This window comes from Sphingobacterium sp. UBA7855, from assembly GCA_002500745.1.
GTDB lineage: Bacteria > Bacteroidota > Bacteroidia > Sphingobacteriales > Sphingobacteriaceae > Sphingobacterium.
This window is the reverse complement of the sequence record DLST01000011.1, coordinates 345,912-371,176: the sequence shown is the minus strand read 5'-3', so window position 1 is coordinate 371,176 and position 25,265 is coordinate 345,912. Positions and strand designations below refer to the sequence as shown.

18 protein-coding genes and 4 tRNA genes are annotated in these 25,265 nt (G+C 38.6%); 13 read left to right on the top strand and 9 right to left on the bottom strand.

Translation table 11 applies throughout. From position 1 onward, the window contains the following. Positions 1 to 94 precede the first annotated feature (94 nt). Positions 95 to 949: an endonuclease/exonuclease/phosphatase family protein gene (locus tag B2107_RS10305; RefSeq protein WP_293955540.1), complete on the top strand. Its 855-nt coding sequence runs from the start codon at positions 95 to 97 to the stop codon at positions 947 to 949. Here B2107_RS10305 and B2107_RS10300 read toward each other — a convergent pair. Next, positions 946 to 3,795: a hypothetical protein gene (locus B2107_RS10300; protein WP_293955539.1), complete on the bottom strand. Its 2,850-nt coding sequence runs from the start codon at positions 3,793 to 3,795 to the stop codon at positions 946 to 948. The two genes, B2107_RS10305 and B2107_RS10300, sit on opposite strands and share 4 nt — an antisense overlap. A gap of 644 nt (positions 3,796 to 4,439) precedes the next feature. Here B2107_RS10300 and mgtE point away from each other — a divergent pair. The 5 genes from mgtE (at position 4,440) to B2107_RS10275 (ending at position 7,385) form a co-directional block, all read left to right on the top strand. Next, entirely contained in the window at positions 4,440 to 5,816 is a 1,377-nt protein-coding gene (mgtE, locus tag B2107_RS10295) for a magnesium transporter (RefSeq protein ID WP_293955538.1), read from the top strand. 236 nt (positions 5,817 to 6,052) lie between these two features. Further along, a tRNA-Asn gene (locus tag B2107_RS10290) sits at positions 6,053 to 6,126 on the top strand. 51 nt (positions 6,127 to 6,177) lie between these two features. Then, positions 6,178 to 6,251, top strand: a tRNA-Asn gene (locus B2107_RS10285). A gap of 87 nt (positions 6,252 to 6,338) precedes the next feature. Then, positions 6,339 to 6,412 (top strand) — tRNA-Asn (locus B2107_RS10280). Positions 6,413 to 6,470: 58 nt separating this feature from the next. Then, positions 6,471 to 7,385, top strand: coding sequence for a PfkB family carbohydrate kinase (locus B2107_RS10275; protein ID WP_293955537.1), 915 nt, complete (start codon positions 6,471 to 6,473; stop codon positions 7,383 to 7,385). A gap of 3 nt (positions 7,386 to 7,388) precedes the next feature. Here B2107_RS10275 and B2107_RS10270 read toward each other — a convergent pair whose 3' ends face one another. From B2107_RS10270 to murB, 3 genes are all read right to left on the bottom strand, one after another. Beyond that, positions 7,389 to 7,634, bottom strand: coding sequence for a cytochrome b5 domain-containing protein (locus B2107_RS10270; RefSeq protein WP_293955536.1), 246 nt, complete (start codon positions 7,632 to 7,634; stop codon positions 7,389 to 7,391). Between the two features lie 31 nt (positions 7,635 to 7,665). Further along, on the bottom strand, positions 7,666 to 8,175 hold the full coding sequence (locus tag B2107_RS10265; protein ID WP_293955535.1) for an RNA polymerase sigma factor: 510 nt from the start codon (positions 8,173 to 8,175) through the stop codon (positions 7,666 to 7,668). A gap of 261 nt (positions 8,176 to 8,436) precedes the next feature. After that, positions 8,437 to 9,453, bottom strand: a complete 1,017-nt coding sequence (gene murB / locus B2107_RS10260; RefSeq protein WP_293955534.1) for a UDP-N-acetylmuramate dehydrogenase — start codon at positions 9,451 to 9,453, stop codon at positions 8,437 to 8,439. Positions 9,454 to 9,557: 104 nt separating this feature from the next. On the opposite strand from murB, the gene B2107_RS10255 reads away from it, so the two are divergent. After that, positions 9,558 to 10,172 carry a TetR/AcrR family transcriptional regulator gene (locus B2107_RS10255; RefSeq protein ID WP_293955533.1) on the top strand — a complete coding sequence of 205 codons (615 nt, stop codon included), beginning with the start codon at positions 9,558 to 9,560 and terminating at the stop codon, positions 10,170 to 10,172. Here the strand turns inward: B2107_RS10255 and B2107_RS10250 are convergent. Together B2107_RS10250 and B2107_RS10245 are read right to left on the bottom strand one after the other, a co-directional pair. After that, positions 10,165 to 11,148, bottom strand: coding sequence for a YpdA family putative bacillithiol disulfide reductase (locus B2107_RS10250; RefSeq protein WP_293955532.1), 984 nt, complete (start codon positions 11,146 to 11,148; stop codon positions 10,165 to 10,167). The two genes, B2107_RS10255 and B2107_RS10250, sit on opposite strands and share 8 nt — an antisense overlap. Positions 11,149 to 11,179: 31 nt before the next feature. Next, the gene (locus tag B2107_RS10245; RefSeq protein ID WP_293955531.1) at positions 11,180 to 13,372 is read right to left on the bottom strand and encodes an FUSC family protein; all 2,193 of its coding nucleotides are present in this window, start codon (positions 13,370 to 13,372) and stop codon (positions 11,180 to 11,182) included. Between the two features lie 334 nt (positions 13,373 to 13,706). On the opposite strand from B2107_RS10245, the gene B2107_RS10240 reads away from it, so the two are divergent. From B2107_RS10240 to B2107_RS10220, 5 genes are all read left to right on the top strand, one after another. After that, positions 13,707 to 16,283: a phosphoenolpyruvate carboxylase gene (locus B2107_RS10240; RefSeq protein WP_293955530.1), complete on the top strand. Its 2,577-nt coding sequence runs from the start codon at positions 13,707 to 13,709 to the stop codon at positions 16,281 to 16,283. Between the two features lie 75 nt (positions 16,284 to 16,358). Further along, positions 16,359 to 16,901, top strand: a complete 543-nt coding sequence (locus B2107_RS10235) for a hypothetical protein (RefSeq protein ID WP_293955529.1) — start codon at positions 16,359 to 16,361, stop codon at positions 16,899 to 16,901. A 188-nt stretch (positions 16,902 to 17,089) separates the two neighbouring features. Beyond that, the gene (locus tag B2107_RS10230; protein WP_293955528.1) at positions 17,090 to 17,968 is read left to right on the top strand and encodes an exopolyphosphatase; all 879 of its coding nucleotides are present in this window, start codon (positions 17,090 to 17,092) and stop codon (positions 17,966 to 17,968) included. A 74-nt stretch (positions 17,969 to 18,042) separates the two neighbouring features. Further along, a tRNA-Leu gene (locus tag B2107_RS10225) sits at positions 18,043 to 18,126 on the top strand. Positions 18,127 to 18,415: 289 nt separating this feature from the next. Then, positions 18,416 to 19,441, top strand: coding sequence for a hypothetical protein (locus B2107_RS10220; RefSeq protein WP_293955527.1), 1,026 nt, complete (start codon positions 18,416 to 18,418; stop codon positions 19,439 to 19,441). Between the two features lie 40 nt (positions 19,442 to 19,481). On the opposite strand, the gene B2107_RS10215 is transcribed toward B2107_RS10220, so the two are convergent. Beyond that, entirely contained in the window at positions 19,482 to 19,934 is a 453-nt protein-coding gene (locus B2107_RS10215; RefSeq protein ID WP_293955526.1) for an SRPBCC domain-containing protein, read from the bottom strand. 3 nt (positions 19,935 to 19,937) lie between these two features. Further along, positions 19,938 to 20,618 (bottom strand): DinB family protein, encoded by a 681-nt coding sequence (locus tag B2107_RS10210; protein ID WP_293955525.1) that lies wholly within the window; start codon positions 20,616 to 20,618, stop codon positions 19,938 to 19,940. Between the two features lie 255 nt (positions 20,619 to 20,873). Here B2107_RS10210 and B2107_RS10205 point away from each other — a divergent pair, with 255 nt between their 5' ends. Continuing rightward, the gene (locus tag B2107_RS10205; protein WP_293955524.1) at positions 20,874 to 22,859 is read left to right on the top strand and encodes a glycoside hydrolase family 97 protein; all 1,986 of its coding nucleotides are present in this window, start codon (positions 20,874 to 20,876) and stop codon (positions 22,857 to 22,859) included. Positions 22,860 to 22,900: 41 nt separating this feature from the next. Here B2107_RS10205 and B2107_RS10200 read toward each other — a convergent pair whose 3' ends face one another. After that, positions 22,901 to 25,264 carry a glycoside hydrolase family 127 protein gene (locus B2107_RS10200; RefSeq protein ID WP_293955523.1) on the bottom strand — a complete coding sequence of 788 codons (2,364 nt, stop codon included), beginning with the start codon at positions 25,262 to 25,264 and terminating at the stop codon, positions 22,901 to 22,903. Position 25,265: the final 1 nt, after the last annotated feature.

Below are 25,265 nucleotides of genomic sequence, written 5' to 3'. Positions count from 1 at the left end.
TGTAATGTCAGATTATATCAATTATCCGTTAATTAACTGTACAGTACTCGTGAGTTTTTATTGTAATTGCTAAATTTATCAGACAAGGTTATATATGCAGATATCGATGGACAAAAATAAGAATAGAGAAAAAATAAGTTCCGGTTTCTTTTCAGTGCTGACATATAATGTCGCGGGATTGCCTGGGATTATTTCGTCGGCGATAACGGGTAGAAGCAGGAGTATTGCCGAAATTGGAAGGAAGATTAATCCTTTTGATATCGTGAATGTACAGGAAGATTTTAACTACAATAGAAGTTTATATTTAGGCGGAAATTTACATCCCTTCCGCACGAAAACAAAGGGTCGTGTGCCCTTTGGTGATGGTTTAAATACACTGTCTCGTTTTCCAATGACTGATGTTGTCCGTATTCCATGGAAGAAACGTACGGGTGCAGATTTTTTAACACCCAAGGGCTTTACTTTTGTTCAAGTGGAGATTGTGCCCGATGTCTGGCTGGACGTCTACAATGTTCATGCAAATGCACAAAACAGCAGAAAAGCTTCAAGCGCACGTCGCGATAATCTCAATCAGTTGCGCGATTACATCGGTGAACATTCTGGCGGTAGGTCAATTCTTGTGATGGGCGATTTTAATGCACATTATAGCTTTTGTGATGATAATCTGCATGATTTTATGGATTCAACGGCTTTGGTTGATAGCTGGGTTGAACTAGAAAATGGGGGCTTAGTGCCAGAGGCCCGCCACACGTTCAAACCCCAGCATATGTTGTCTATATGTAATCAGAGCGAATCCATTGATAAGATTCTTTACAGGAGCAGCAGTGAACTCAGTCTTGCCGCCCGGGACTATAATATAGAAAACAATCTATTCACGAATGCAAAGGGGTTGCCCTTGTCAGATCATTATGCGTTGGCACTCAATTTTAATTGGGCGATCCACCCTTAGTAGCTGTAGCTTAGACTGAATGTTGGAACTATACGTTGCGTTGTTGAGTTGTCATTGATATAGGTTCCCTTAACGATGAATTCGAAGTCTGGAAGCGGATATCTGAAGGCGTTGAAGTCAAGTGAAACGTATGCGCCGAAGCTTTTTGGTGAAACATCAGGGTGTTTGTGAATATTTTGATAGTCGGCGAACATACCGCCTTTTACGCGCTTAATATAAGCCACTGATCCTAATCCAAGGTCAGGATAAGCTATTGGAAAACGGTAGTTGACCAATACGGTATTTTTTACTTTTTCATATTTGTAATAGCTAAACCCGCTCACTAAAGGGATATCGTTGATATATTGATAAATTCCCGATCCAGTTTGAGCACTCAATCGGATTTGAAAACCGTGATTGTTCCTAAACCCCGGAAGATAGAATATTGTTCGTGCTGATAGGATTTCACCTTTTGCGTGGTTTTCAAAGGGAGTATGTCGATAGGTGACACTCACGTTTTGTCCCCATCTTGGATAAAGATCCATCTTAGCCATTCGGGCGTTGCGATTGAGATAAAGCTGGTATGTTAATGGAAATGCGGTTTCGTAATTAAAATTTTTGACATCTGTTCGACTAAGATCATATCGCCTTAGGTAGGCTGTTGCCAGGTTGAATCCAGTAGAATAGACGTAGTCTCTTCTGTAAAAGGAGAGTGGAATTGAGATTTGTGAAGATACATAATGCTCGCGCCAATCGAAACGGATGCTACTGTCCGGTTTATTCGGGATACTTGCTGCTGCGATTTGCCCTCTGTTTTCATAGCGAAGCGAGAATTTTGGGAAGTACTTGTTGTAGGTTAGTTCAGCTGAATATAGCCCTTTGCGAATATCGGTGTCATATTCATACCCAAGCGCAATTTGTGTGGTGTTTAAGATATTGTTTGATAACCAGAAGACTCCAGGTTTAAAATTGTCGAAGCTTTCAAAATTGCTACTGCTTAGCGAAAGACTATGAAAATTAAATGTTCTGCCCAGACCATTGTAGGGGACGATTTGGTTATACTGACTGGTATCTGCTGGGATTGAAGCAATGTTTTTGACACTGTCTTTGGTCAATGCGGTGGTGTAGTAGTGGGAAAAATAATCCGTTTCGGTAGCGATATCAAATGCGGTATCGACGGATGTCTGGGCGATCTTGTAGCCGTCGTACTGGTAGTCGTTAAAGAATAATTGCCTTGTATTCTTATCGTAAAAAGGATTGAATGCGCCAAATTGTGCCTTTGTCAAAAGCTGTTTTTTTCCAGATAAGAGGTCGATACTGTAAATATTATCGATACCATTGAAGTTTGCTTTTGTTATTATTTTGTTACCTGAAAGGTATTGTGGTCTTTCATATTGCTGATTACCCCACGTTATTAGGTTGGTGATTTTATCATTTTTCAGATCAATTTCACACAGGGCGGTTCCAGATTGCGATAAACGTATCGCAATTATTTTATCTCCTTCGGAGTTGAAAGCCGGATGTTGGAGCTGTTCGTCGTTGCCTATCTTGATGCGTTTGACGACAGTGTTATTTTCGAGGCTTATAAGCGTGAGATAGCTGTCGTTGGATAAATCTACTTCGACGCATGCAATGAATTCGTCTATCGGGCTAAAAACAGGGGAATAATACCTGGATTGCTTGGTAATCTGTTTAATTTTTCCTGTCTTGAGGTTCATGATATTAATGATGCTATATGTTCGTTTATTGAAACGCGGATCTTTATGAAGCTCATCCCATAGGATGTAATTGCTGTTTACGTCAAAATGTGGTGTCAACTGTATGCCGGTTTTGACGAGCCTATTTTCTGTGTTTTTTGCTGCATCGTACGTATAAATTGCGTTAGTCTTTTGTGGGTTTTCCTTAATAAAATAGACCAGACTATTCTTGTTTTTTGGTAATAAATTACTGTTGTAATAGCTGTTGCTTTTTTTGTTTATTTCTGCATAATTCTGATAGTGATAATCGCTTGTTTTTTTTGTCCATATTGCATTTAAATTTGCTATTGTTTTTCGGTATAAATAGGCGCTGTTTCCACCTATTTTTTTCTTTAAAACGCGATTGATATTATAGGGATATAGTGGTTTCTTGTTAAGTTCTGAAAAAAAGTCGGCTTCATAATCCGAAGGCAATTCTGACTTTAAAGTGGAGGTCATCAGGTAGCCGATTGTATAGTAGCTTGGGACAATATCTTTATAGGATCCGAGTAAATATTTGTTAAAACTATAATTGTGATTCGATTGAAAGTTTGCTTTTACGGGCATTTCAAAAGCGGGTAATCTTCCTCTTCCGCCCTCCGAATATATCGTCTCTGTAAGCGTTGCATCCCCTTCGAAGTACCATGAAGGGACGGTCAGTCCATAGTAAGCTAGGGCTAATTGTTCAAAAAATGGAGCGCGAAGTTTACCTGTCAATTTGTCAAATTGACTTACGTGTCTTGACTCATGCAGGATCAAATTGGGTAGCCATGTCTGATTGTCTGGCTCTGCTCCAGCGGTGCTGTACAGTTCAGATTTACGAGGAGACAATTGTACGAATCCATTCGTTTGTAGATTCGTGTTATGAATAATGAATGGAATTTTCCGCGGTGTTACTTTGTAATTTCTAGCAGTTGTACGTAGCGATCGGTTAACATATTCAGCTAGGGTAGGGGCTTTGCTCTTCATTTCCTCTGGGAAAATAAGTTGAAAATTCTTCGTTTCAATCTGATACCATTTTTGGCTTAGTGGCGCTTGACTATCTTCAAAAAATTGAGCACAACTTTGTTGTGAATATATTGTTAATAATAACAGTATTAATGTGCTGGTAATTATTTTGTTATATCTCATTAATCTTAGTTTATTTTGTGTTTGCTATTTTTTTTAGTTTTATTAAGGTTTGTTATATGAAATTTAAGTTCATTTAAATTCTTTTTTATTTCTGAATGATAGGTTTTTATATTTTTGTAATTTGCTTTTTTTTCTGCTATTTTTTTTTCTTTACAGGTGCCTGCGAATAGTGAACGTTTATAAAAAAAAACACTATATGAAATAGGTTAAAGCATACGACGAATATACTTAAATAATTAGCGATTACATGAGTGTACCTGGAAAATTTGCCTTTTTTTTATGTCGAAATTTAGCTACTATGGATTGTTGCTTTTTGGGGAATGTTGTTGAGGTGACGGGATTCTTTCTGTTTTCTTCCATAATAAAAAATGAATTAGTAGTAAGATGTTAGATTTCATCATAATCTTTTCTCTCGAACCAATGGAAATTGTTGGCAAGATCGTTTTTCTTCAAAATTTTATTAATGACAAAATGTCTTCTTTTTGATTTAGATATTGAACATAGCTTGAGTTGTTTGTGCTAATCGCAACCACAGACAGCAGGTTTTTATTATTTATTTTTTTATTCAGAATTTACTTTAAAAAAGCGATTTTTGTAACATATAAATTTTGTGTAGATGTAGGCTTTTTAAATCGATAGGAGATATGGAAGAACTGGAAATGCAGGTGAATCAAATAGAGCAATTAATAGCAAGTGAAGACCTTGTTGGGCTGGAAGAATTTTTGAATGAATTAAATATTTCAGAAGTAGAAGAGCTGATTGATGAGTTGCCCGAACATGGTCCGTTATTTATTGAATCATTAAATTTGAATCGCGCAGTAAACGTTTTTCGTATTCTGGATTTCCCTACTCAGAACAGGATTTTTAAGAAGCTTTCTAAAGCGAAAATTAGTGCCTTAATTAACGAATTGCCCCCTGATGATCGGACTTCTTTTTTTTCTGAAATGAAGGACGATATAAAGCATCTAATTTTACTTTTACCACCCAAAGATCGTGTTGAAGCATTGGCTTTACTGGGATATCCTGAAGATAGTGTGGGGCGCTTAATGACGCCTGATTATATCACCGTAAAAGAGCATTGGAGTATCGAGCGAATACTGGGTCATATCAGGCGGTATGGAAGGGATTCAGAGACGATAGATGTATTGTATGTGATTGATGGTGCGGGTAAGCTCGTTGATGATATACGGATCAAAGATGTATTGATGGCGGAGCCCGATACAGTGGTTGGGGAATTGATCGATCATCGCTTAATATCGCTCAATGCTTATGACCCGCAGGAGGAGGCAATCAACATCTTCCGGATGAATAATCGGGTGGCCTTGCCTGTTGTTGATGAACATGGCGTGATGTTGGGTATTGTTACTGTTGATGATATTCTTTGGGTTGCCAACGAGGAGTATACCGAAGATATGCAGCGCATCGGGGGAACCGAGGCCTTAGATGAGCCCTATTTGGATGTATCGATTAAGAACCTGGTGAAGAAGAGAGCCGGTTGGCTTATTGTACTTTTTCTTGGGCAACTTTTGACAGCGACAGTGATTGAACATTTTGAAGAGCAAATGGCAAGTGCGATTATGTTATTTGCATTGATGCCGGTTATTATTTCCAGTGGTGGCAATAGTGGTTCGCAGGCGTCGACATTGATTATCCAGGCGATGGCTTTGGGGGAAGTTACGCTAGGCGACTGGTGGCGGGTGATGCGTAGGGAGATTATATCAGGCTTGCTCCTGGGACTTATTTTGGGTACATTAGGTTTTGTGCGGATTATGGCCTGGCAGTCTTTTGCGCATAGCTATGGTGAGTATTGGGTGTTGGTTGCATTAGTTATTTCGCTGTCTTTGGTTGGTGTTGTGCTCTGGGGATCTTTGATGGGGTCTATGTTGCCTTTTGTGATGAAACGGCTGGGAGCTGATCCTGCGAGCTCATCGGCACCCTTTGTATCGACTTTAGTTGATGTTACTGGCTTATTGATTTATTTTAGTGTGGCTACGCTTATTTTGAAAGGTGTACTGCTTTAGGGGGTATTGATATTGATAGATATACCCTATTCATAGTCAGCAAAAGAACTATAAAGTTCGTTTTATAACCGGGAAAGGGGTTTTTTAAAGGGGAGTGGAAAAATAAAAATAAATTATTCTAATTGGAATTTAGGAAGTTGTAAAAAATGTGCTCAAAAAATTTGTACTATTCTAATAATCTTCCGATACTTGCATCACGGAAACGCAATAGGGTCTCCGGAAAAATTGAAAAATACTCCTGAATAGCTCAGCAGGTTAGAGCATCTGACTGTTAATCAGAGGGTCGCTGGTTCGAGCCCAGCTTCAGGAGCAAGTTAGTAACTTACATAACCGGAGTTATCTATATTATTCAATTTTTTATTCCTGAATAGCTCAGCCGGTTAGAGCATCTGACTGTTAATCAGAGGGTCGCTGGTTCGAGCCCAGCTTCAGGAGCAGCAATGCAATAATTTTATTTGCATAACAAATTAAAATGTACTACTTTTGTACACTCATTGGGAAAGAAATTTCTCGGAATTAAATTCCTGAATAGCTCAGCAGGTTAGAGCATCTGACTGTTAATCAGAGGGTCGCTGGTTCGAGCCCAGCTTCAGGAGCAATATTTAAACCGGCTTTATGCCGGTTTTTTTTGTTTACCATGCTTATAAAAAAACTATGAGTTTAGTAATTATTGGTACGGTGGCTTTCGATACTATCGAGACGCCGTTCGGTAAAACTGACAAAATTCTAGGTGGTGCCGGTACATTCGCGAGTCTGGCGGCATCCTATCTGTGTGATCAAATCAGGTTGGTCAGCGTTGTTGGAGAAGATTTTGGAAACGACTATCTTGATCTTATCAAGAACCGGGGTATAGATGTAACGGGCATTCAGGTAATAAATGGTGGTAAAACTTTTTATTGGTCGGGCAGATATCATAATGATATGAATAGCCGCGATACCTTAGCTACAGACTTAAATGTATTGGCTGAATTTGATCCAATTATTCCAGAGAGCTACCAGGATTGTGAATATCTTCTCTTGGGTAACCTTACCCCTCAAATACAGTTAACCACCTTGGCGCGCTTTAAACATAAGCCAAAGTTAGTTGTGCTCGATACAATGAACTACTGGATGAATGTTGCGATGGATGACTTAAGAAAGGTTCTTCTGATGGTTGATGTCTTAGCTATAAATGATTCAGAAGCCAGACAACTATCTGGCGAGTATTCCCTTGTTAAGGCAGCAAAAGTTATTTTGGAAATGGGGCCGCGCTATTTAATTATTAAAAAGGGTGAGCATGGTGCACTTTTGTTCGGTGAGAATCAGATCTTTTCTGCTCCGGCGCTTCCATTAGCAGATGTGTTTGATCCAACTGGCGCAGGTGATTCTTTTGCAGGAGGTTTTATTGGATATCTGGCGAAAGTAAAAAGCGTAAACTTTACAAATATGAAGAACGCCTTGATTTTCGGTTCTGCACTGGCTTCATTTTGTGTAGAGAAATTTGGAACAGATCGCTTGGTTAATCTCACTCAAGAGGACATACAAAAGCGATTGAACGCTTTTGTAGCGCTATCTCAGTTTAATTTATAATCATCATTTATCTTTTAATTTTCCAATAATTTGGAATTTTAAAAATACAGTTTCTGAATGAGGAGCGTCTTGAAGCTCCTCAGTTAGATCTTGCCCTGCCCAGTGCTCATAATGCATTCCATTTTTCCACAATCTACTTTTGCCCACATCATAAATGTAGCCACGGTAGGCAACCCAGATCTGCGGTTTGTCGCAACCGTTGCGTAAAGCTAATTGACTTTTGCTATATTCTAATAATTCCTCTGCCATTAGTGATGTTAAGTTGGCGAAGATATAAAAACTAGGCTACTTTATACGACGATAGCGATTTTTTCATTAATTTTCTGGCAACATGTATTCGTGTCTTTACTGTTCCAATAGGGATATTCAGGTGTTCAGATATCTCATGATATTTAAAACCTTCAAAGTAAAGTGTAAAGGGGATGTAATACTCTTCGGAAAGATTTGATAATGCTTCATGAATGTCCTGCATCACAAATTTACTTTCTCCTTGATTGGCGGAAGCAGACAAGAGGAGGTTTGCATTAGAAATATCCTCATCTTTTGTGATAAAGGAGTTTGTTTTTACAATACGTCTATAGTTATTAATAAATGTATTTTTCATGATGGTATACAGCCATCCTTTTAAATTTGTACCTTCTCTAAAATTTTTAAAATAGGTTACAGCTTTCAGAATTGTATCCTGAACGAGATCGTTTGCATCTTCGTAATCGCTGGTAAAATTTCTGGCGTACAGTTTTAATGAGTCGGATTGCTCAATCACCATGGTGTCAAATTCATTCTTAGTCATAGCTTAATGAATTATAACTGTTCTTTTTACAAAACAGTAAGTTTATAAAATCAGGTTCATTAAGTATGAGGCAAATAATGCGCCAAAAATTGTAAAATAGAATTTGTTAATATAATTTTAAGGTTATTTTAAGGCAGATAAGACAGTTTTAAGACTAACTTTAAGTAAATAAAATTAGCTAAAAGTGATTCTGTAGCCCTATGGAGGGTTTTTGGAGTCACTTTTTACTTGTGAAAAGTTTACGCGAATTAATTAACGGTTTTATAACAAATTAACCTCACGCTCTAGCGTAACGCCAAATTTGTTGGCTACGTCGCTTATAATATGTTCCGACAGCTGGTAAATTTCCTGTCCACTAGCGCTTTGTCTATTTATTAGTACAAGAGCCTGATTTTTCCATACACCTGCTTGTCCATATTCCTTTCCTTTCCAACCACATTGTTCGATTAACCATCCTGCAGCTAATTTTGTTTCATTATTGGGCATTGGATAGTGCGGAATAGTTGGGTATTCTTTTTGGAGCGTAGCGAAGAATGATTCAGTTACTATGGGATTTTTAAAAAAACTTCCTGCATTTCCGACGGTACTGGGGTCGGGAAGCTTTTCCACGCGTATTTTGGAGACAACGGTTGCAATATCGGCAATAGTTGGATTGGTTATATTTTCTTTATCAAGCTCTGCTTCTATTGCGCCATAACTTGTGTTAAGATAAGGGGTTAAGCTGAGTTTATAGGTTACTTGAGTGATAATAAACCGGCCCTTATGTGCTGTTTTAAAGATACTGTCCCTATAGGAAAAACAGCAATCTTCCTTCTGGAATAGTACAAACCTACCTGTATGTGTATCAAAAGCCTGGCATTCGTGAAAGATATACATTAACTCTGTCCCATAGGCACCTATATTTTGAACGGGGGAGGCGCCTACAGTGCCAGGAATCAGCGCCATGTTTTCAACACCAGCGTAATTATGCTCAATGCAATACCAGACGAAGTCGTTCCAGATTTCTCCAGCTTGCGCTGTTACATAGACATCGTTGCCATCAGTTTTTGACTGTATGCCCTTGCTCGTCATGCGGATAATATATCCCTCGAAAGCTTTGGTGAACAAAACATTGCTTCCAGCTCCCAGAACAAAAAAATTGTCTTTGAAAATGTTGTTTTTAAAAATTTCGGTCAATGTTTCATTATCCTTCACTTCAATGAGAAAATTTGCCTTTTCCTCTATTCCAAACGTATTGAAAGGCTTCAAAGAAATATTCGATTGAACGTTTAACTCCATATTGACTTTAATTTTCAGAAATTCAAAAAAATCAGCTATCTTTAGCATGATAATCGGTAAAGATAGTATAAACCGTTTATTTTACGATAAAAAATATAAGTTTAATGGGTAATGCAGATGTAAAAAGAATCAAAATTCTAGAAGCTGCGACAAGGCGCTTTGCACACTTCGGAATGGCTAAGACAACGATGTCGGAAATAGCCAAAGATCTCAATTTTTCAAAAGCATTGCTATACTACTATTTTCCAGACAAAAATAGCTTATATTCTGCTGTCTTCGAATATGTAATTGATAAAATGATCGAAGATCTGGAGGACGTGATAGGGAAGGGAGGCGACTTCGAGGAAATCATGATGTACTCCATTGATATGCGTGTCAAAATTATCAATCAATATTACAATTTGTTTGAATATACCATGAAGATGGTGAAAGAACTCCCCGACGAATTGGAGCAGGTGTTTAAAGAATCTTATCTTCGGGAAGTTGAAATTATTGAGAAGATTCTGAAGATCGGTATTGATGCTGGAGAAATACAGGTTGAAGATATCAATGAAACGGCCAGAATTCTTTTATACTCGCTGTTCGGTATGCGTATGGGCATACTGAAGGATATGAAAAATATGCTATTTCCCACAAAAGAGGAATTCGATCATATCCTGAGTTTACAAAAGAAAATGATGAAAATCTTCTTGAATGGCTTACGATTTCAGGCTAAGTAAGTGTTGATTGAAGAATGTGTCCGATAATCTGTTTGGCATGTATTCGTGAATTTTCAATAAACCATAGGTGGGTATTTAAGCCACCACAAACAACGCCTGCTAGATAGATTCCCGCTACATTTGTTTCCATCGTGTCTTCATTATGACTTGGAATACAAGGTGCTTCTAGGGGAATGTCAATCCCGATCTTTTTCAAAAAATCAAAATTGGGTCGATAGCCCGTTAAAGCCAGCACAAAGTCATTTTCGATTTCGATAGTACCATTTGGGGTTTGGATATACGCGGAGGTCGGTGTTACTTCGGTCAAGCAGCTATTATAATAGACATCAATTTCCCCTGCAGCAATTCGATTTTCAATATCTGGTCTTACCCAGTATTTTACCCGATGACTGATTGCGCTGCCACGGATGACCAAAGATACTTGAGCTCCTTTTCGAAAAGTTTCAAGCGCAGCATCAATAGATGAATTACTAGCGCCAACAACAATTACCTTTTGACTGCTATAATAATGCGGGTCATCATAATAGTGCCTGACTTTGGGAAGTTCTTCGCCCGGAATATTGAGCAACATCGGAATGTCGTAAAAGCCGGTCGCAATAATGATTTTTTTGCTCAAATACATCCTTTTATTGCTGGTAACCAAAAAACCGGATCCTTGCTGTTTGATGTCAAGTACTTCTTCGAAGAGGTGTGTATCTAGGTTGAACTTTTGTTGTATGCGTCTGTAATACTCCAAAGCCTCCATCCGTCTAGGCTTAGGATTGGTTGTTACAAAAGGAATATCTCCAATTTCTAATCTTTCGGAGGAAGAGAAAAAAGTCATATTCTGGGGATAATTATAAAGAGAATTAACCAAACAGCCTTTTTCAAGGATAAGATAATTTAAATTTGATTCTTTCGCTTCTAGGGCACAAGCTAAGCCAATTGGCCCGCCTCCAACTATAATCAGGTCGTACTGTGTCATGCTATCACTCATGATGTAAATGTCGATAATTTTATAGAATAAATCAGCTTAAAGCCTTTTGCAGATCATTTTCTGACATTGCTGTGCTTTTGGCGTGGAGATCCTGAACAATTTTATGTAAATCTTGAGCAATTTTACCTAAAAACTCTAATTGCTCGTTCAGGAGCTGTCCATCTACTGAACTGGTGTTTGTATGGGCAAATCGGTCATTTGGAATCTCGATGATCAGAGGAACGAATTCCTTGGTACTATCTTCAGAATGTAGCAGTTGAATGGATTGTTCAAGTGAACTTAAGATTTTTCGGATTGCCCGAACATGGTCCTTATTGATATAATTATTGTCCATTTCGTCAAGATGGTTCATTAAGGTCACCGAGAAAGAAGCCAAAATATGGTTGAATATGACGAATTTATTCACTTCCTTCGTATATTTTTGACGTTTTTTTGGTTCCGTCAGCATCCGTTGGAATGTAGAACCCATATTGGCTGTTTCTACATAGACAGCCTTGCGGGTCAATTTATAATCGGTGACGGAAGGTGCTTGACCTGCAATTTCTTTCAATGCCTGAACAATGTAATTGTAGTTGGCGATAAGTAGCTTACGCATGGATTCCTTGACTTGCATGCTTTCCCAATTTGGGAAAATAACATAGCTGGATAGAAACGCGATCATACCACCTATAAATGTATCCAATATTCTTTCTTTTGTGACATCCAAGGTATTGGCACTGACAAAGCTCAGCATAATCAATACATAGGGTGTCATAAAAAGTACGGCAATAACATAATTAACTCGGAACAAGCTGTATGCCGTTAGAAAAAAGAATACCAACAGTACGAATAGCACAGTGGGATCATGAATGGTTAAGAGTATAAAGGCTCCTATGAGCCCACCTATTGTGGTTCCGATAAGCCGTTGAATATTTCGCTCTTTTGTGAGTCCAAAGCCAGGCTTTAAGATCACCATAATCGTGAGCAGGATCCAGTACACATTGTTGGTGATATTGGTTACTTCAAACACATAATAAGTGATCGACATGACAATTGCCATCCGGCAGGCATGTCGAAATATAGTCGATTTTAAAGTAAGGTTTTCACGAAACTTTTTTAAATCGATTGGGGAGCTCTGGACAAAACGTTTTGCATCATCAATTTCTTTGCGTTTGACATCATCCGGCTGTAGATGTGAGTAGCCGTATATATTTCTGATTCGACGAACGAGATCGCGCAAATTGATTAATACTTTGCGTAATGCGAACGTGCTGTACTGTTGGTTTCGATCCAGCTGATCGATCTTAGCATGAAGACGGCTGAGATCTGTGTCGAAATCATATAAGGGTTTAGGCTGTGTATTTGTATTGAGCTGATAGGCTAAATTGTCAAGCTCGTTGGTGTATTTTAAGATCACATTTTTGAAATCTTCTAAGATTCCCGTGGGGCCAAAGCGCTCACTGATGGCGTTATAATCATAATGCGCTGCCATACTTTGCTCAAAGAGGTCGACGATATCATTGAAAACGAGTGTTAGGTAGCGTCCTACTTTCGTGGTATCTTTAATCGATCGTTTACTTTGAAACAATACATCCCGTAAGTTTTCCTGATGCTGGTTTACTTCAACTTGTTTGTCAATAAGCTTCAGGTAATTTTTGTCATTATCGATTTTGGCATCGTAAAAATTAGCTTTCAACCTGATGTAATCTGCGACATAACGGATCGTTTCGGACAGTTCCTGTTCAGCCAACCGGTAAGGACGAACCTGGGTAATGGAAAGACTGATGGCGATATACCATAATCCTCCTAATGTATAAAAGCCTAAATAATTGATGGCTTCTGCGATGGGGTAGTGAATCTGTACATGAATCAACATCATCAGAATACACATGAGGCCCACATTGGCAGCTCTGCTATTGAATACTGCAAACATAGCGAATATAAAGCAGGCCATGCCGATAAATATTGCTAGTAGATATACATTTTGATTAACTACATTGGTCAGAATAAAAGTTAGTGTAGTCAAAATTGCTCCCGCAATCATCCCTTTCCTTCTGTGGCTGGGGGCTCCCGGTGTATCGGAAAGGCCCACTAGAAGGGCGCCCAAGGAAACGATTGTTCCATTGGTAAACTGTCCGAAAGTAGCAAATATAAGGACAGGCACGATACATCCAATAGTGATTCGGAGTCCATCAGCAAAATATTGGCTGTAGAAAAAACTTTTTATTTCTTGTGTCTGTTTCATAATGTATAGTACAAACTTAGATAAATTGCTTTTCATATTAAAAACAATTGTTCTTCGATATTACTCCATGAGCGCGGTAAATCGCTATTTCATTTATAGCCCTCTAACAGAGGAAGAAGCTTAATTTTTAGTATTACTGGTGATCTAAGGATAGCAATATCAGAAGTGTTTGTTAGTATGTTTATAATAATATAATTGTTTTTTTGATCAATTTATATTTTTTTATTTGTTTAAATATAATATTATTATATTTGGAGGCATAGGGTAATTTCAGAGATATTACAGAATTTCAAGAGTCACCTAAACTCTCTTGACCACTTTCAAAGATTTAAATATGAAGCAAAGTAAAAATGAAGCCGTCTTTCAGGACGAGGTATTGACACGCTTTGAGCTTTTCAAAAGTTTGTTTTTAACATTGCCGTTTCAGCGTGTTAAAGATACCGGAACTTTATTGCCATTTTTTGCAAAGCAATGTGAAAAGGGTGTCGATCAGCATTTAACTCCTGATGAGATCATAAAAAGTTTCTTCGATCAGCATGAGGAATTTTCTTCGGAAGAGCAACGTATCGATTTGTTGTTTCGATTTGTTCAATATATAGAGCGTCAGGTCGTCTTATTTGACGCAATAGAAGATTCTTCATTTCAGATGGTCGGCCGCGGCGATGATGAAAACGTTTTAGGAGCATTGATTAAGAATGCCGAAGGCAGTGATGATATGCGACGTAAGATCGTTTCTAAATTGAAGGATTTTTCTGTACGTCTCGTGTTGACTGCACATCCTACCCAGTTTTACCCCGGACCAGTATTAGGCATTATAAACGACCTAATTGATGCAATCAAAACCAATGATATACATAGTATTCACTTGTTACTGCAGCAATTGGGTAAGACGCCATTCATCAACAAAAATAAGCCGACTCCAGTAGATGAGGCTGCCAGTTTAGCTTGGTTTTTGGAAAATGTGTTTTATAAGGTCGCTTCGGAGATTCAGTCGTTCATTGATGATGAACTAAATGTAGAGACAGAAGAAGTAAAACAATTGATCGAATTGGGCTTTTGGCCGGGAGGTGACCGTGATGGTAATCCAAACGTAAGTGTGGAGAGCACCAAGAAAGTTGCCGCCCTATTACGTACTATTTTATTTAGATGTTATTACAGGGATTTTCGTATCGTTAGGCGGCGGATCACCTTTCGTGGGGTTGAAGAATATATGGAAAATCTGCAAACATTGTTCTACGAAAATAGCTTTAATCCAGTTGATCATCCTGTGGACGAAACCGACAATATTATCACTAATCTAAAAGCAATCAAAAATGTTTTAGTGCAATACCACAATGGTCTTTTCGTTGAGATTGTTGATGATTTACTCCGCAAAGTGATGACTTTCGGTTGTTTTTTCACCACATTGGATATCCGACAAGATAGCCGCATACTTCGTGAGGCTACCAATTATCTGATCCAGCACAACCAAGAGAAGACCGGGATGCCATTGGATTACCTAACGCTGAATGAAAGCGATAAGCAAAAGGCATTAAAATTTAAAGAACTTGACTTAACAGTAGGAGAGGATGCGGATGCGTTGACGAAGGATACTTCCGGAGTGATCAAATTATTGAAAGATATCCAGCGTTCAGGTTCTGAGCGAGCAGCACAACGCTTTATTATTAGTAATTGCCAACAGGCCAGTGATATCTTGGGACTTCGTCAACTATTTTTATGGTCAGGTTGGAAAAAAGAGGCTTTGACGATAGATTTTGTGCCTTTGTTCGAGACTGTTGATGACTTGACTAGGGCGGCAGATGTAATGAAAACCTTGTACAGTAATAAGGAGTATAAAGCACATTTAAAACGAAGAGGAAATAAGCAGACAATCATGTTGGGCTATTCAGATAGCACGAAAGACGGTGGGTATCTGATGGCCAATTGGTCTATCTATCGTGCAAAAATCGAACTCACGGCAATATCACGCGAGTATGAAGTCGATCTGGTATTTTTTGACGGTCGTGGTGGCCCGCCAGCCCGGGGTGGAGGAAAAACACAGCGTTTTTATGCATCTATGGGAAAAGAAATCGCCAATGATCATATTCAGTTGACGATTCAGGGACAAACCATCAGTAGTCAGTACGGGTCTTTAGATACGGCGCGCTTTAATATTGAGCAATTGTTGCACGCCGGAATTATTTCTGACTTGAAACAACGTGTGGGCGACACATTAACGAAACATCAACAAGAAATCATTGACAAACTGGCTGAGCTAAGTCACCATAAGTTTATGGATCTACGCACGAATGAATTATTTTTGCCGTATTTGGAGACCATGTCGCCATTAAAAGCGTTATCGTCGATCAATATTTCAAGTAGACCTGTTAAACGTAATTCGGGCCGTGAGTTGCGGTTGGAAGATTTGCGCGCAATTAGTTTTGTGACCTCTTGGAGCCAGCTGAAACAAAATATCCCCGGATTTTATGGGGTGGGAACTGCACTGCAATGGGCGGAAAAAAATAATCTTTGGAAGGATGTGCAGCAATTATATGTTTCTTCGGGATTTTTCCAGACATTGATCGATAACTGTATGATGTCGATGACAAAATCCAATTTTGACATTACCGCTTACATGAAAGACGATCCTATTTATGGTGATTTTTGGAAATCACTGTACAACGAATATCAGGTCACCAAAGAATATCTGTTGAAACTTAGTGGAACGTCACAACTGATGGAGAATTATCCAGTGGATCGTGAGTCTATTTTAGCGCGGGAAGGAATTGTGCTGCCGTTATTGGTTATACAGCATTTTGCTATTCGTGCATTAAATTCGGATCAGCTGACGGATGCACAACGTGACGATTATTCGAAATTAATAGCACGTACAATCTTTGGCGTTGTGAATGCGGGAAGAAATGTTGCGTAATTTTGCTTTCTTTTCAAAGATAGGGTTTCGGAGAACATATATTTTATCTACTTTTGTATAGTTAACAAAATTGATATGAAGATTAATAAGTTATTTATTGTTGCGGCTTGTGCAAGTACATTATTTGCATCTTGTGGACAAACTGCTGAAGATAGACAGCGTCAATATGCGAATGCTTCGTTAGCAGATGGTGATGCATTTGCAATGATTAAATTCGTTGGCGAAAATGGAAACTACCTGGTAAATCTTGCCGATGTAGCAGTAAAACAATCTACTTCAGCTGAGGTGAAAAATGTGGCTGCTAAGATTAAAGAAGCATATGCAGCCGTGTTACCAGAATTGGACAATCTAGCGAAGGAATTGCATGTTGGCGACGCACAGCGCGGTGTGCCTGCATTTCAGATCCCAGCGTCAATAGGTTCAGACAGTACATCTGCATTCAACGATAAAGCATTTTTAGCACTTGTGGTTGAAAAACAAGGAGAGATCAATACAAGATTATCGCATGAGGAGCGCAATACGAATAAAAATGTCATTCATGTTTCCGAAGAATCTTTGAAAAAAGTGGCAGAAATCTATACGTTAGCCGGTGGTAAAGTTGAAGAGCATCATCACTAAGCAGTAGGCTAAAGAAATTGAGAAGGAGTATTCATGTAAATGAATACTCTTTTTTTATGGCCATGTCTGATCAAACTCCCTGCAATAATCGTTTGTTATTTGTTAAATTAATGATAACTTAACATTCGTATAACATAGTTTTTAATTACTGTGTTTATTTTAGCATAATTTAATGAATTATATATAAAGTGAGATACGCCGCAATAGATATAGGTTCCAATGCAGTTCGTCTTTTGATAGCTGACATTATAGGACAAAAAGACCAGTATAATTTTAAGAAAACTACACTGCTACGTGTTCCGCTTCGTTTGGGGGATGATGCTTTTATTCATCAGGAAATATCGCCACGGAAAGCAGAGAGTTTGGTAAAAACAATGAAGGCATTTCGTGAACTGATGGACGTATATCATGTGGAAGATTATATAGCCTGTGCCACTTCCGCTATGCGTGATGCGAAGAATGGAGCTGATATTGTTGCTGAGGTAAAGAAAAACGGTATAAACATCGATATTATAGAAGGTGCAAAAGAAGCTGAGATTATTTACAATAGTCATTGGGATAATAAGATGGAAAAGGATAAAGTTTACCTTTACATTGATGTAGGCGGTGGTAGTACAGAATTGTCGTTGTTCGCGAATGGCATTTTGGTCAACTCAAGGTCTTTTAATCTAGGAACAATACGAATTCTCGATAATCAGGACAAGGCCGAAACCTGGGATGAATTGAAAGAATGGGTGCGAAGCAATACACATATGTATAAGCAGGTGATTGGAATTGGTACGGGTGGTAATATTAATAAGCTTGCGCGCTTATCCAATGAAAAATTGGATAGGCCGTTATCCTATGCCAAATTAAAGGCTGTATATGAACATTTATCGTCATTTTCTTTAAAGGAGCGTATAATTTTATTGGGTTTAAACGAAGATCGTGCAGATGTAATCATACCTGCGAGTGAAATTTTCCTGACAATTATGAAGCATGGCCGTCTAAAACAAATCATCGTACCAAGAGTTGGGCTTGTTGACGGTGTAATTAGAACGTTGATCAATAGGAATTTAGTAAAATAATGCTTTAAAAAGGTATTTTCGACTTGTAAAAGACTGAAAATTCTTTATTTTTGTGATACCAAAGGTCAACATAAGCCCAGGTGGCGAAATTGGTAGACGCACCATCTTGAGGGGGTGGCGCTCGTATGGGCGTGGCAGTTCGAATCTGCTCCTGGGCACTTTAGCAGACAACTCTTTAAATTGAGTTTGTCTGCTTTTTTTATGCCTAAAATCAGTTACCTCTTCTGCAATTTCAATTTTCAGCTGTTCTAGCAACATCACAATACTTTATCGTAAATGCGAAATTTAAGAGGTTGTTATTTTGGCAGAAATTTAATAATGTTTGGGCATATTTGGATTTGTATAAAATAAGTGTTATCTTAGGTTATTATATTTAATTTTATTGATAATAAATTCATATCGTTTTATATATTACCGATAGTAGAACTAGCCCATTAAAACTTTATTATGTTTACAAGAAATTTTTTGCTTCTTATCAGCTTGCTTGTATGGATTAGCTGTACCAAAGATCCTATCGAGCCTAAAGTAGAACCACCTGTAGTGGTACCTACAGATACCACGAAAAATGAACCTACTTTTCCAAAGGATAAATACGAAATTCGGAAAGTACAGTTACCGATGAGTGAACTTTTTGCCGATGACAACATCGATGAGCAGGTTTACTTAGGTGGTATATGGCATCTAAAGGATACGATAGAAGGTCCCCGTTTGGAAAGCATGGAATCTAAGGCAAAAAAAGTAAAATTCCATTTTTTATCTCACAACGACGCTTCTGTCGATTTGGGATTTTTTGAACCTAGTTATAGTAATGTCCTTAGTTATGCAGATAAGTTCGAAAAATCGAAACAGGTGAGCAGCATAATATTCAGTTCCAGTACGTTTGAGGATTATGCCCAAATACAAGGATATCTCGGTAACTCGAAAGATGTAAAAAAAATATTGTCGCTTGTAAAAAGGGGCGACTCAACGACAATTAACAAAACAAATAGTACACTGCGGGTAAGCAACGTCAATAAACTCACCCTATTTATCGATTTTATGGAATATCATGATGCTTATCCAGAAGCTGAAGTAGCTGTTTTTTCCGAGGCAGGTTATTCTCCTTACGTACTCTCCTCAGTAACTTACGGCACGCATACGATTCTGATGGGAGAAACGGATTCAACACGGGCAAGCTTAAATACAGCCATAGATAAAATATTGGACAACAAACCATTGGATGAATTCGATATTAAAGTGCTTGATTGCAGTAAGCTACTGATATACTACCGTGGTGGCGGTAAGAGGAGCTTTATTCAATATCCAACAGGAGCAAAAGCTATCGAAACAGTACTCCTTGATATGCTTCTATATAAGAAGCAAACAGAAAATATTTTTAATTATCCTCTTACCTATGACTTTATGAGTCTTAAAGACTTCAGCACGTTGCGGTATTACAATATATTTGACGTTAGGGTAAAGAAACAAAAATAAACGAGACAAAAATAGAAAGGAGATAGTTAGCAATATTTTTTTATTCCATTTCACTCAGATTCTTCAAGCGGAGTAAAGCATTCGGCCAAACCTGATTAAAGTATTCGATGAAGTCGTCGTTCGTATCTACATCCACTTTCAATTCGGTTTTTCCTTCGACGGCGAAAAAAGAATAGTTTTCCAGTGCGCCAGCCCAATCCTCGACAGCGGGGCCCGATAATATTTCTTGGCCCTTATTCAAAATTCCCAAATGCCTGATCGATACAAATGCATTGGGAATATATTGTGCAATCTCAGCGATCATCCCTTCTTTCTCACCATGCTCATTGATTCCGATGAAATTAATTTTTTCGCCCTCCTCCCATATGCCTTCGAAATCAGAGCTTGGATTGAAAGCACTTGTCCACTTTTTATACGTTTCTTTATCAAGCATTGTTTTAAAAACGCGTGAGACAGCAGCATTAATCTTAATTTGATAAGTCAGTTTCTTCATTTTCTATTTTTTAGGAAAGTTTGGATCTGCTTTTATTTCTACGATCTGTTTGGTATGACGTGCACAGTGTCCGGCAATAAACATTAGAGCTTGGTAACCATCAATGGGACCAGTTGGAGAATCGCTGACATGATTTCTGAGATCTTCTACATCAGCCTTTTTAATATAATCAAGCACGGGTTGTCGGGTTGCATTGAAATCAGTGAGTGCAGTTCTTACATCTTTATAAATTCCTTCGGGCTGAAGTTCCTTGGGCGCTTGATATTTTTGGCTCCGGTCAGTCAGGGCATTCTTAAGATTCTCATCTGTCAATTTGATTTCATTTCTTCTTTCAGGTTGGGGATCTTGATCCAGGCCCTTCTTCGCCATTTCAAATATTATCCGTTCCGAACGGATAATATGCTCAAGGCATTGACTGATAGACCATTTGTCGGATGCGGGCTTAAACTGAAGTTGCGCTTCGCTTAGTCCAGCAACTTGTCTTTCAAGTTCTGCACTTGTTTGATTAAAGTACTGTACTAGCGAGTCGGTTCCGATGTACTCATCTTTTAAGGTCTGTCTTTCTTGTAAAAAAGCAACGCTTTGATGGTTCTGAATGAGCAATGAGGGGAGTTCAGCTATTGGGGGTATTAAGGAAGCAGTTGCTACACTGGCAATTGCTATCGCGTTCATAATTAGATTCATAAGTTAACATGTTTTAAGATTGAAAAATAAATGTCACTACTTCTTTACAATTATAATGCTTTTTTGTTTTTTATAACTTTCCATAGGATAAGAAAAAGCCGTTATGAAAAAATTTCTATTCATAACAATCATTTGTTGGTCTTAGTGGCATTAGTTTGTATGAAAAGGATATATTAGATAATAAGTGTTTCTTATACATTTATAAATAAAAAGCTTATCTTTAGCATAATAACAGACCTAAAATTTAATAAATCTATGTTTAATAATATTTATAGGCATCTTTTTAGACGATCAACATTGAAGGGGTGCATTTTATTGTGTGTAGTGTCATTGAACAGCACCGTTGCTTTAGCACAACAGACATCGGTATCTAGTCCGGATGGCGCTCTTGCCGTTAAACTGAATCTTAGAAATGGCAATCTATTTTATGAAGTTGAATTGAGTGGAAAGACTATGTTGGAAGCTTCACCGCTTGGACTCCAAAGCAGTACGATTAATTTAATTGATAGTCTGCGTCCTATAGGAGAAAAGAGGTCAGAAATCTCCAGTAATTACAACGAATTAAAAATAAAGCGCAGTCAAGTCACCTATCAGGCAAATGAGCTAATTTACCGCTTAGAGAATCCTTCAAAGCAGCAGATAGAGGTTACTTTTAGAGTAAGCAATAACAATATTGCGTTCAGATACTATGTGCCTCAGATGGGGGAACCGGCCAACTTCGCCTTGATAAAAGAAGAGAGTGGATTTAAATTTCCAATATTTACAACGACATTTTTGACAGCTCAGGCTCCTCCGATGATCGGTTGGATGAAGACAAAGCCAAGTTATGAAGAGGAGTATCAAACAGATCAGCATTTGGGACTTCCTTCAAAATATGGTATGGGCTTCACTTTCCCAGCGCTCTTTCATGTCGGAGATCGCGGATGGGTACTTGTCTCAGAAACTGGCGTATCAAGTGCGTATTGTGGATCTAAATTAAGTGAGGGTACGAAAGATGGCCTTTACAAGATAGCTTTTCCAGAAAATGGGGAGAATAATGGGATTGGTCGGGCGGCTCCAACGATTTCATTACCTGGTTATACACCTTGGCGAACACTAACTGTTGGAAGTAATTTAAAACCTATTGTCGAAACCACAATTCCTTTCGATGTCGTCGAGCCTCAGTATAAGCCTTCGAAGCAATACGAGTTTGGACGGGCAACATGGAGCTGGTTGGAATGGCAAGACGCTAGTATTAATTTTGAAGACCAAAAGAAGTTTATAGACCTTTCATCCGCAATGGGTTATGAATTTGTTTTAATAGACAATTGGTGGGATACAAAGATTGGTCGCGCGAAAATTAAACAACTGGTTGATTATGGAAAAGAGCGCGGGGTCAGTATTTGCTTGTGGTACAACTCAAATGGATACTGGAACGATGCACCACAAACACCTAAAAATAAAATGAATACATCCATCGCGCGTAAGGCGGAGATGCAATGGATGCAACAAATCGGTATTAAAGGCATTAAAGTCGACTTTTTTGGAGGTGATAAACAGGAAACATTTAAGCTATACGAGGATATTCTTTCTGATGCTAATGATTATGGATTAACTGTTATATTTCACGGATGTACTTTACCGAGAGGGTGGGAGCGAATGTACCCGAATTTTGCGGGTAGCGAAGCCGTATTGGCTTCTGAAAACTTAATTTTTACACAGCATGCAAATGATATGGAAGCTTTTAACGCAACATTGCATCCTTTTATTCGCAACTCGGTCGCTGCTATGGACTTTGGGCCAGTTTTGTTAAACAAACGCCATAACCGCGAAAATAATGGTGGTACTATCCGCAAGACAACGGAAACTTTCCAAATAGCAACCGCTGTTTTATTTCAAAATCCGGTTCAAAATTTTGGTTTGACACCGAATAACTTACAGGATATGCCAACCCATGTAATCGATTTTATGAAGCAGGTTCCAACACTTTGGGATGAGACTACTTTTATCGATGGTTATCCAGGTAGATACGTTATACTTGCCCGCAGGAAGGCGGATACGTGGTATGTAGCTGCCATCAACGCAGGGGGTAAGGAAAAAACTATTTCGGTAACATTACCCATGTTGACCACAGATAAGGTACAACTGATTGAAGACAATAAAGCGCGGACATCTGAACAAAAACAAATCCGACTTGCTAATGCTAAAACAATCAAATTGACATTACAGCCCCAAGGTGCTGCTGTTTTAATAGGGAAATAGCAAATAATTGGCACTTCTCCCTTGATTAAAGGAAGCTTTCTTTAATCAGGGAGAAGTGTTCGGACTTCTAAGATCTTGTGACTTGTTGATGCTGTCCCAGCCTTAATCTTCAGTTCTATTTTCGTCTTATCTATAGCATTTTGGGGAAGCGGTATTTGTATTGTTTTAATAATTGTTTTCTCATCCTTGTCTTCCCATGTACTTATGGTTTTACCATTGATCATAACTTCAGTTATTCGAGGTGAGCTATCTGCCAGCAATTTGATTGCTACTAGTTTAGTCTCGGGTGTTATTTTCATCGTATAACTAAACCAGCTTTTTGTCTCTCGCCATCGCGTATCGCCGAATGCTCCAGCATTGCTACCTTCCTCGCGAAAAAAGTGATCTGATTCTGGTTGCTGTTCACCAGCAACTACTTTATCGACCGTTTTGGCATTAAGGGCCAAACTTTCTATTTCGTCTCTACTCATTTTATCCTGTAATTCCTGTAATTCTTGCGCTGTGGCTTGAGGCCAATAGATCATATAACGAGAGTCATGAATACCAAAAAATGGTTCGAGTTCCATTTGAAGACTTTGTTTTCCGATATAGAGATCCGAGAGTGTAAAATGCAAAGGTTTGGATGCTATAGGTTTTATAAGAGCTGGAATATTATTAGGCTCAGCCTTAAGGACTGGAAGATCACGTAAAGGGATTTGTTTTCCTGATGCGATGTGTCCCATTCGGCTATCATCTGCCTGCAGTCCGCTGAGGTTTTCCTGTCCTGTGCGAGCTCCCAAAACAATAGGTCCATATAAAATACTGTAATAGTTACCTTTATCGGGCAATTGTTCAGTATGTATCTCCATAGGTAATTCTACGCTAACAATATCACCTTTTCGCCATGTTCGTTTGATGTGTATATGCTCATTGGTCAAATAGAAATTTTCGTAGCGCTTACCATTGATCGAAACCTTCGGATTAGTGTTTAACCAGCCCGGTTTACGAATAAACAGACTGAATGAAGTCGGCTTTTTTGGATTGATTCGTATGCTTGTGTTCGCTTCTGTCGGAAATTTTGTTTCTTGAATAACTTCTATATTTTGCTCCTTCCAGTCTAGGTGTGAAGGAATGTAGAGATTGACATATAAATCATTGTTACGATGGGCATAGATCATTTCACCATATTTGGCGTGATTTTCCATACCTGAACCAACACAGCACCACATACTTGTCTGTGTCTGTGAATAAACGCGATAATGTCCAGGGCGGATCTGTGTGAAGTATACTAATCCACCGTGTTCGGGGTGTTGTGTCGATAGAATATGATTGTAAAGAGCGCGTTCATAAAAGTCGAGATATTTGCCCTGCGGATCAGTTTGGTATAGCATTTTTGTGAGGCGTAACATATTGTATGTATTACAGGTTTCGGGGCCCTCAATGCTGTGGATCATCTTTGAAAAATCATCTGTCGGATTAAAATGTTCACTCACGCTATTTCCACCAATGGAAATGGAACGCTGTTCAACAACGTTGTCCCAAAAATACCTAACGGCTTCCGCCCATTTTTCGTCATGAGAAAGGTCAGCAATACGTTTGAAACCCAGAACTTTTGGAATCTGTGTATTCGCATGAAGTCCTGTTAAATGGTCTTCACGTTGCAAAAGGGGATTGAGAATGGATTTATGGCTGAACTTGCGTGCAAGTTCAAGATAAGCTCTATTTTGGGTAATAGCAGCGACATCTGCGAAGGTTTCATTTAGGCCACCATGTTCACTCCTTAGCATATCCTGTATTTGGGCTTCTGAAAGCTGACTAACCAGCTTTAGTGCCCAATCGGTCATTTTAATAAGCATAGTTTTAGCAGATTCATTTCCGGTCAAAACATAGGCATCCCTTAGACCCGCATAGGTTTTGTGTATATTGTATAGCGGCACCCATTTCCCATTCAGGTTGAAGCTACCTGCATTGATCTTGCCTTGTTGAATTTCCGTCCAAATAACTTGACCATCAGGTACACCACCAATATACCCATTTCCGTTTGCATCCTGACATCGTTTCAAGTTGTCGAGCATATAATCGAGGCGTTCCTTGATACGACGATCTCCTGTAGCAGCATACATATATGCTAGAGCGGATAAATAATGCCCGCCGATATGTCCATCTAATCCCGTATTTTCCCAATTGGTATAAGATTCTTTTTTCAATGGTAAACTGGCTTCACGCAAAAAGGGAGCCAGCAGTCGGTCTGGATCCATTTCCAATAAATAATTAATATCCAGATCTTCGGCATGTTTAAAAAAACCAGGCAACAACCTTATCTCTCTTAAATCGAAATAATTTAATCGGGGTGTTGTTTGGGCGTCAAGCGCTAAACTAAATAAACATGCAAGAACGCTGTGGAAAAATTTGTTTTTTAAAATCATA